This is a genomic window from Companilactobacillus bobalius, from assembly GCF_009764355.1.
Genome location: NZ_LNUA01000065.1, coordinates 1 through 4,316 on the forward strand (window position 1 = coordinate 1; position 4,316 = coordinate 4,316).

Genomic DNA, 4,316 nt, shown 5'->3' on the forward strand with positions numbered 1-4,316 from the left:
GTTGGTGTTGCTAGAAATATTGAAAAACTTAATGAGTTAAAATACCAGTTTGAAGGAATGTTACTTCCGTTAAGTCTTGATGTTACTGATAGAAGTGCTGTTTTTACTACAGTGGAAACTGCCATTAAACATTTTGGAAGGATCGATATTGTCATTAACAATGCAGGAAATATGGTATTGGGAATGATTGAAGAATTTAGTGAAGATGAAGTTAGAAGTCAAATGGAGACTAATTTCTATGGTGCAATTTGGATTTGTCAAGCAGCTATGCCGTACTTACGGACACAAGGATCAGGTCATATTATACAGATATCTAGTATTGGTGGACTGATTACTGGTCCAATGTCGGGAATCTATAGTGCTAGCAAATTTGCTTTAGAAGGATTTAGCGAGGCATTAGCACAAGAAGCTGCACATTTTGGTGTAAAGGTATCTATCGTTGAACCCGGAGGCTATTGGACGAATCTATACTTAAAAATGAGTTTTACCACACAGAACAAAGAGTATGATTCATTACGTGAGAAGTTGGCTCAACAAAACTCAACCGAATCAGTTGATAGTGACCCTAAGTTGGCTGCCGAAGCTATAATGAAACTGGTTAATAGTGAGAATCCGCCTCTCCGATTGATTCTAGGAAGCCTTGTTTATGATTTAGCTGTTGAAAATGCAGAAAAACGTATATCTACATGGAAAGAGTGGGAATCAGTCAGTCGTTCTGCAGAACATGGGATTCCTGCACCAGAAGGATATGGAATAATCGAGGAATAGAAGATCAAAAAAATATTGAGATTATTTTTAAGTATGCCGCAATCGGGCGCGATTGTTGAATAAGTAAAATTAAGAGTGGCTACGGCTACTCTTTTTTTATTTGGCCAGAAGGAAAGATAAACGGGAAGTGTCAACGGTAAATGTCTGACTGGAGCAAAGCGGAAGGAATTTAAGGAGTTGATACGAGCCACTGATTTTCCACCCTCTCGGCATTGACAAAACTTTGTTTTGTCCTGCCAACCGGCGAGGGAGCCCCCTCAAAAAGTGAGGGGGTTGGGGGAGTTTTTTGGAGGGGGTCGAGGGGAAATTTTTCCCTCGTGGGTTTGGGCAAAGCCCATGGTTTTTTTACTTGATCTTGGGAATGAATTTGCAACCGTTGCGGAAAAGCGCAAAGGTGAAAATCTCATTTCTGTTACTAGGAAAAAGAAACGGCAGCAGCGGTTATTTTTTTGCTTTTGACTTTGGGAATCTGGCACAAGCCAGGTTCTTGCTTTGACCCTCGGAGAGCACACCTTTACGAATGTAAAGTATAGTGTGTTATACTTTACTTGGAAGATAACTCCGAAATGAGGTGCATACAATGAGTTTTGCAGTGGCTAGAATGACGAAATTAAAAGCTGATAATTTAGTCGGCATTGGCAATCATGACCAACGGAAAACGACTAATCACAGCAACGAAGATATTGATGTTTCCCGCTCCCACCTGAATTATGATTTGGTGGTTGGGCGCACTGATAATTTTAAAACGGATATTGAAGCCTATATCAACGAAAACAAAGCGAGTAAGCGGGCAGTTCGCAAAGACGCTGTTTTAGTCAATGAATGGATTCTAACCAGTGACAAAGATTTTTTTGAGCAATTAGACGAAGCCGAAACCCGCAAATATTTTGAAACAGCCAAACAATATTTTGCAGATAACTATGGTGACGAAAATATTCGCTATGCAGTCGTTCATATGGACGAAAAGACCCCACACATGCATATGGGCATTGTGCCCTTTGATGATGATAAAAAGCTCTCAGCTAAGCGTATATTCAATCGTGAAGCCTTACAACGTATTCAAGAGGAATTCCCACAGTACCTCAAAGAAAATGGCTTTGATGTTGAACGTGGCAACAAAAATAAAGAGCGTAAGAACTTATCAGTACCCGAATACAAAGCTATGCGGGAAGAATTGAAAAAAATAGAGACCGAAAAACAAGAGACACAAGTAAAGCTTGCACATACAAAAAAACAGCTTGATGAAATCAAGCCACGGGATAACAAAAAAATTGCTAGTAAACCCACCTTGATGAATAAAAATAAAGTCACGGTTGATAAATCTGATCTCGCTGATTTGGAACAACGGGCGTCTTTTAGTGATAATTACAATCAAATGCATGCTAGAGCAAGGCGTGAAGCCGACTCGTTAGGAGATAAACTGACTAGAACAACGTGGGAATATAATGACCTCGAAAGAGAAAATGTTCGTTTGCGAAAGTTAGTCGGAACACTTCAAGACATTGTGCGCAATGTTGATGAGTTTCTACACAAAAAACTAGGTATTAATTTACCTGAAAAGTGGCTAGAGCGTGCAGGACTAAAAGAACCGTCTAAAAAAGCCCCTGAAAGCTCACAGGAATTCGACAGGCATAAATCTGATGAATTAGGCGGTCCACATCTTTAAAACACTTATATGGGCTTAAAATGGCGTTTAAGAGCTTAATTTAACATCTCACTAGATTGAACGTAGTTAACTTTGTGTCTGTCAACGGTAAATCGAATTAAAGGGGCTTGCTGCTTTAGCAGTTAGCCCCTTTTTTGAGGCTTTAAGGAGTTGATAGACTAGCGGATAAAACACTTTTGCGCATGCAAAGAAAAGCACACCTGCTTTTTTTGCCTGCCCCACGGCGAGTGCGGGGTGAGTTTGAGCGGGAGCTCCCGCTCATTTATGGGGTCAAGCTGACACAGCTTGCGGGTTTGGGCGGAGCCCATATTTTGGTTTGAGTGGAATAAAAATTTTGAAAATCAGGGGGCAGGGAGCGATTTTCGCTCCCGTACTACGACCCCCCTTTTAAGTGCCGAGTGCCAATTTTGATAAAAAAGTGATTTTAAGCCTTTGATATCAATGGTTACAGAGTTTTATATCTCGGCGAGTTTTTGGCGAGTTTTTAGCGAGTTTTTAGCAAAATAGAGGTTTCTAGCACATATTGTTGACAATAATGTTGCAAAAACGCATAATAGTGGTGTACTTAAAATTAATTTAGTTTGGAGTAAAAAATATGGCTACAAATAAAAAAAGAATTACGGTCAGTTTAACTGAAGACCAGTATTCTACTTTGGAAAAACTTGCGAAAGAAAAAGGTTTTTCCAAGTCTGCGATTTTAGCTTTAGCTTTAGAAGATTATTCAAGAAAGGAATTAGAACAAAAAAAATAAGCGAAAACTCGGCTTGGGCAAGACGAAAGTTTCCGCTAAACATTGTTGTTCTAACAAGGTTATTCTACCATTATGGCAAAAGACAAATCAAGATACTTCACCTTTTTGTTATATCCCGAATCTATTCCAGAAGATTGGAAGTCGAAATTGGAATTAATTGGTGTCCCAATTGCTGTTAGTCCATTGCATGATAAAGATAAAAGTACTGTGCCAGGACAAGATTTTAAAAAGCCACATTATCATGTTGTCTATGTGGCTAAAAACCCAGTTACTGCTGATAGTGTTCGGTACAAAATTAAACAGCTTCTAGGCGATCAGAGTATTGCTAAAGTACAAATAGTCATCAGAAGTATGACAAGTATGTATTTATATCTTACTCATGAGTCGAAAGACGCTATCGAGAAGAAAAAGCATAAATATAATAAACAAGATATTACGCTGATTAATAATTTTGATATTGATAGATATATATCGCTTGATGTGGAAGATAAAGACGATATGTTGAATACTGTCTGTGATTTGATTGATGAATATGGGATAGCTAATATACGTGAATTGAAGCGTTTTGTTAGAGTTCATGGTAATGAGTATGGGCTTCCTAGTATGAAAATAATTAACTCCGTTTTGCGTGCGCATACTGCCTTGGTAAGGCTATATTTTGACGCAGTCTATCAAGAACGAAGATACGGCAGGGGCGATATTGATAAAGAAACGGGCGAAATATTGAACGATAAGGAGATTAGAGATGAAAAACAGAAATAAAACTGCATTTTGGATACCTTTTTCTATTACGTTTTGCGTTTTTTTGTTTTCCCTTTTTGCTGAGCCTTTTTTGGATAAAATATTTGGTACTCACCCTTTTTTATATCGGGTAATTGCTACCTAAATATTACATGATTAATGGAGGAAATTATTTATGACATTTAGTAACGTAGAAAATACACGAGTATGGTTTATTACAGGAGCGAGCAGTGGACTAGGATACGAGTTCACTAAAAAAGTACTAGAGTCAGGAGATAAGGTTGTTGGTGTTGCTAGAAATATTGAAAAACTTAATGAGTTAAAATACCAGTTTGAAGGAATGTTACTTCCGTTAAGTCTTGATGTTACTGATAGAAGTGCTGTTTTTAC

The 4,316-nt window shown here is 38.2% G+C and carries 5 protein-coding genes; all 5 read left to right on the top strand.

The genetic code is table 11. The features are described from left to right. Window positions 1-768, top strand: a 768-nt coding sequence (locus tag ATN92_RS14760) for an SDR family oxidoreductase (RefSeq protein WP_158106802.1), incomplete at its 5' end; no start/stop codon positions are given. 580 nt (window positions 769-1,348) lie between these two features. After that, complete coding sequence (gene mobV / locus ATN92_RS14765) at window positions 1,349-2,434, top strand: MobV family relaxase (protein WP_056950758.1); 1,086 nt, start codon at window positions 1,349-1,351, stop codon at window positions 2,432-2,434. A gap of 595 nt (window positions 2,435-3,029) precedes the next feature. Further along, on the top strand, window positions 3,030-3,185 hold the full coding sequence (locus ATN92_RS14770; protein WP_004906453.1) for a ribbon-helix-helix protein, CopG family: 156 nt from the start codon (window positions 3,030-3,032) through the stop codon (window positions 3,183-3,185). A gap of 72 nt (window positions 3,186-3,257) precedes the next feature. Beyond that, window positions 3,258-3,947, top strand: a complete 690-nt coding sequence (locus ATN92_RS14775; RefSeq protein ID WP_012478241.1) for a replication protein — start codon at window positions 3,258-3,260, stop codon at window positions 3,945-3,947. A 154-nt stretch (window positions 3,948-4,101) separates the two neighbouring features. Continuing rightward, window positions 4,102-4,316: SDR family NAD(P)-dependent oxidoreductase (locus tag ATN92_RS14780; protein ID WP_158106803.1), on the top strand; the 215-nt coding region annotated here is incomplete at its 3' end.